The organism is Loktanella atrilutea (assembly GCF_900128995.1).
Classification (GTDB): Bacteria; Pseudomonadota; Alphaproteobacteria; order Rhodobacterales; family Rhodobacteraceae; genus Loktanella; species Loktanella atrilutea.
Genome location: NZ_FQUE01000037.1, coordinates 1 through 4214 on the forward strand (window position 1 = coordinate 1; position 4214 = coordinate 4214).

4 protein-coding genes are annotated in these 4214 nt (G+C 56.3%); all 4 read right to left on the reverse strand.

Annotated elements, in window-relative coordinates; all coding sequences use genetic code 11:
• Window positions 1–177 precede the first annotated feature (177 nt).
• On the reverse strand, window positions 178–1014 hold the full coding sequence (locus tag BUA54_RS20355) for a CpsD/CapB family tyrosine-protein kinase (protein WP_072859057.1): 837 nt from the start codon (window positions 1012–1014) through the stop codon (window positions 178–180).
• Window positions 1015–1023: 9 nt separating this feature from the next.
• On the reverse strand, window positions 1024–2625 hold the full coding sequence (locus BUA54_RS20360; protein ID WP_072859058.1) for a GumC family protein: 1602 nt from the start codon (window positions 2623–2625) through the stop codon (window positions 1024–1026).
• Window positions 2626–2627: 2 nt separating this feature from the next.
• A complete protein-coding gene (locus tag BUA54_RS20365; RefSeq protein ID WP_072859059.1) occupies window positions 2628–3509 on the reverse strand; it encodes an ExeA family protein in 882 nt (293 codons plus the stop codon).
• A gap of 477 nt (window positions 3510–3986) precedes the next feature.
• A partial coding sequence (locus BUA54_RS20370) for an ATP-binding protein (RefSeq protein WP_178352818.1) occupies window positions 3987–4214 on the reverse strand: 228 nt, incomplete at its 5' end.

A 4214-nucleotide genomic window follows, 5' to 3' on the forward strand; every position in this document is an offset into this window, starting at 1 on the left:
CTGGAAGGCAAAGGACGCATCGACCCCCTCAGGCAAGGTGCCACTGCTCAGACCGACAGATGTCCAGTTCAGCACGCCAGCCACGATATTGCCGAATGCCAGAACCGCCCCGCCAGCCCCGGTACCACCCACCGAAATATCGGGAGAAGAGAATTTCAGCAGCGCTGTGTATCTGTATCAGCCGTAGTAGCCGTAATTGGCCTCCGGGCCCACATAGCGGCATTCGTTCAGCACAACCCCCATGACATTCGTCTGACGAGCCAGCTCCTGTTCGCACAGGTCGATTTCTTTAGTAGTCGTTCGCTCGGCCGCTGCCACGATTAGAACGCAGTCAACTTGTGTCGCAAAAGCCATCATGTCGTCGGCAGCAAGCATCGGTGGCATGTCGAAGATTGTCAGGTTCGGCTGATAATGGGTTTCGATCCCAGCCAGAACCTCGCGAATGCCTCCGCTCGCGAGCAGTTCCGCCGCATCACGGCTTTTCCCGGTGCTAGCCCCGATCGTCAGATTTCCACCGTAGCACACGCCAACGTCCGCGAAATCCGCGTTACCTCGCAGTACATCAGCGAAGGTCATGGCGGTCGGCCGCTGGCCCAGCATCCGCATCAGTGAAGGTCGGCGCAGATCCATTTCGAGCAGCAGGGTTCGCAGGTCAGCTTGCCGTTGCAGACTGACCCCCAGATTTAGCGCAATAGTCGATTTTCCGCAGGCCGCCGTGGGCGAGGTGATCGCTAAGCGGCGCCAGTTGTTATCGCGCATCTGTTGCAGAACCCGAGTGCGCATCATGTCGATAGTGGTGCCTTCGGACCCGCGTTGATGGGCAACGATCCGGTTGCGGCGCATTAGGTTTGCATTGAAGGTCGATTGCGGTAGTTTCGCCCAGTGCGCGCTGATTACATCTGGTACGGTCGGCGCATTGTCGCGTGAGGCGACACTTCGCGGTGCGGGTTGGCCTGCCGAGATTGCGTCACGTTCACTGCGTGCCTTGGCGATGGCCGATCTGATCTTTTCCATTCGCGATCCTTAAGCAGCCGCAAGCGGCACATTGACGATAAGACTGGCTAGCCCAATCCGGCGGCTGATACTGTTTAGTAGAAGATCGAGCGGCATGTAGAAATTGTCGATTGCCCAAAGTGTCACCGGAATGCCTACCAGCAGCCCACCCAGCACACCGTACATAATAGTGCGGCGGCGCCAGATCTCCTCACGCGTGCGGAAGTAGGGCAAGGTCGCGAAGGTCGTGATCCCAAGGGCCTTTGTCAGGTCGCCCGGCCGGCGAATCCCCTTGTTAAGTACCTCCAGTAGCACGATCATGGCTAGTCCCATCACTAAACCACCACCGACACCGGCTAAAGCGATCACGGGACGGTTAGGCTTTTCTGGTTCTGACGGCTTGACCGCTTGTTCAATGACCGAGATGCGCTGGCCCTTCGATAGTGTTTCAATGACGTCGCCTGTTTCTGCACGAGCCTTGTTGGCGACGGCCTGATCATATTGCGCACGCACGTTCGCATAGTCGCGCTGCAGAGTATCCAACGAAATGGCATTGCCCGGCGTTGCCTCAATCGAGGTTTTTAGATTTGTCAGTTCCTTCTCGACTTGCGTTTTCTGGTCACTCAGAAATTTGAGCTGCGCATCGATTTCCGCCAGCTGCAGATCGAAACTGCTTAGCGGGCTACCATCCTGTGAGACTCCAGCTTGTGACTGCTGCTGCTCTACGATGACGGCAAGCGAGTCAACTTGGGACTGAAGCATCCGAATCTTGGGGTTTTCGGGGGACAGTATGGCCAAAGAGTTCGATAGCTGTTCGCGTAGCGACTGCAGTTGTTGCTGCTCCGACGTCTGCTGGCTGGTGGGCGTTTCCGTAACGCCGGAGGCCTGCGCAGCCTCCCGCAAGCTGACGAGACTGTTGCGCCGGTCGCGCAAGGAAGCTTCGTCGCGGTTCAGCTGCAGAAGGCGTTCCTGATTGGCAGTTTGCTGGCTACGGCGAAAATCAAGGCTGTCGGGCAGGGCTTCTTGATTGGCTTCCTGGAACGCTAGGATCTCACTGCCGCGGGTAGAAAGTTCTGAATCTAGACGCGTGACCTCTTGCTCAAAGAATTCGAGAGTTTGGCGAGCCGACCCGGTCCGCATCGACACGTCCTGCCGCAGAATTTGCGTGACGAGTTCGTTCGTGACCGCTGCTGCCATGTCGGCGGTCGCAGCCGAAAAGGAGACATTGACCAGCGTCGCGCGAACCGGTCCACGCGACGTGCTCGCACCACCCGTGGTCTCGATTGTGATGCGTCGACGCATATCCTCCACAATCGTGGCCGCATCACGGCGTTGTATCGTGCCGTCGTCGGCAGCGTAAACATCAAACCGGTTAGCCAGGTCCAGGAGGGTGTCGCGAGTCAGGATGCGCTGCTGGATAATCTCCATCTGCTCGGTCGCCTCCGTCTGCACGGTAGAGGCGGCCAGACTGTCGGGAATTTGTTCGGATTCTATCAGTAGTCGGGCGTTGGCCACGTAGACCGGCGGCAGAACTTTGGCGAGCGTCAAGCCGATCGCCGATCCGATAATGACAAACAGCAAAAACCAGTGCAGGCGCCGCAGAAAAAGCGACAGATAAAAGCGCAGATCCATGTTCAGTCCGTTCCAACTTTTTGGTCTGGGCGTAAAACCAGTGATCTGGTCTTGCGGCCCGAAAAGAAGACGCCATCGGCCATAATGGTGTCCACGGTCAACCGGCTGACCTGACGTGCCTCAGCTGTGAAAGCATAAACAAGGCAGAGGTCGCACAATTGATTGACAAGACGTGGCACTCCACCTGTATTTTCGTAGATGGCGGCGCAGGCCGTATCGGTGAAAACCTGATCCTGTGCACCCGCAACGGTCATCCGATGCGCGATGTAGGCCGCTACTGTTTCCTCGTCCATGGCCTTAAGGTGAAAGGCGGAGGATACCCGCTGGGCAAACTGTTCCAAATCAGGCCGGTTGATCGTGTCACGCAGTTCGGGTTGTCCGACAAGGACAAGCTGCAGCAACTCATCCTTGTTAGCGTTGATGTTCGTGAACATCCGCAGCTCTTCAAGGGATTCACGAGACATGTTCTGCGCCTCGTCGAAGATCAGAATGACCCGGCCACCTGCTGCATAGGTGTCGATCAGAAACTGCTGAAACCGCCCGAACATATCAACATAGGTGTCTGTAGCCTCTGTCGGCTGCCCCAAGGCTTGCAGGACCCAACGCAGCAGTTCTCCCCGTCCGCCATTGGCATTGGCGATTAGTCCGATACGTACATCATCATCAAGCGACTTTAGGAGATGATGCAAAATGGTCGTCTTCCCTGCTCCAACTTCGCCAGTGATCAGCGTAATCGGGGCGCGGGTAAGTATACCGTATTCCAACATTGTGTATGCCCGCATGTGCGAATCCGACCAGAACAGGAAGTCTGGATCCGGGACCAACGAAAATGGGCGTTCGGTCAAGCCGAAGAAGCTGGTGTAGATGTTCAGACTGCTTTGCATGACATCCCTAGCGAAATCATCAAGATCAGTCCGTGACATAAGACATGGGCTCTAATATGGCCCCGCTTGTCGCAAACCTGACTTTGCGCCCGCCTACCCTTATCACCAGCCGCGAGCAAGGGCGGCCCCATGCGAATCGCTCAAATGTGCAACAGCGCCTCCCTCCCCCGTAAATTGCTCATCTAATCAGAGACAATCGCCTCTCTTACAGATATTACTTTACCTGAGATGATCGTTATGCATTAGGCGAAAAGCTTTTAAAGTTGTCTTCGAAATGTTTGGCTAAATACAAAGTCGGAGCGCTGGCGATCTGCGTTGCGTTGCGTTGCGTGGTGGGTCACCCTTCTACACCTAAGACCACTTAGGTCGCGGCGGCCGGATCTATAGGATCTGAAAGTTGCGGTTGTTGATTTCCACCCAGAAGTGACCCGGGTTTTCCATCGAGAACTGACCCACCTTGATGTTATGTTTCGGTGGTCAGGCTTGGGTCAAGACATCGTTGCCCTCCCTCTTTTTCCGTGCCGCTACTGCGGCGCTGGCTTTGAAGCGGAAGCTGTCGTTGCCGGTCTCCAGGATGTGGCAGCGATGGGTCAGGCGATCGAGGAGCGCCGTCGTCATCTTGGGGTCTCCAAAGACGGTCGCCCATTCGCTGAAGCTCAGGTTCGTGGTGATGACGACACTGGTGCGCTCGTAGAGTTTGCTCAG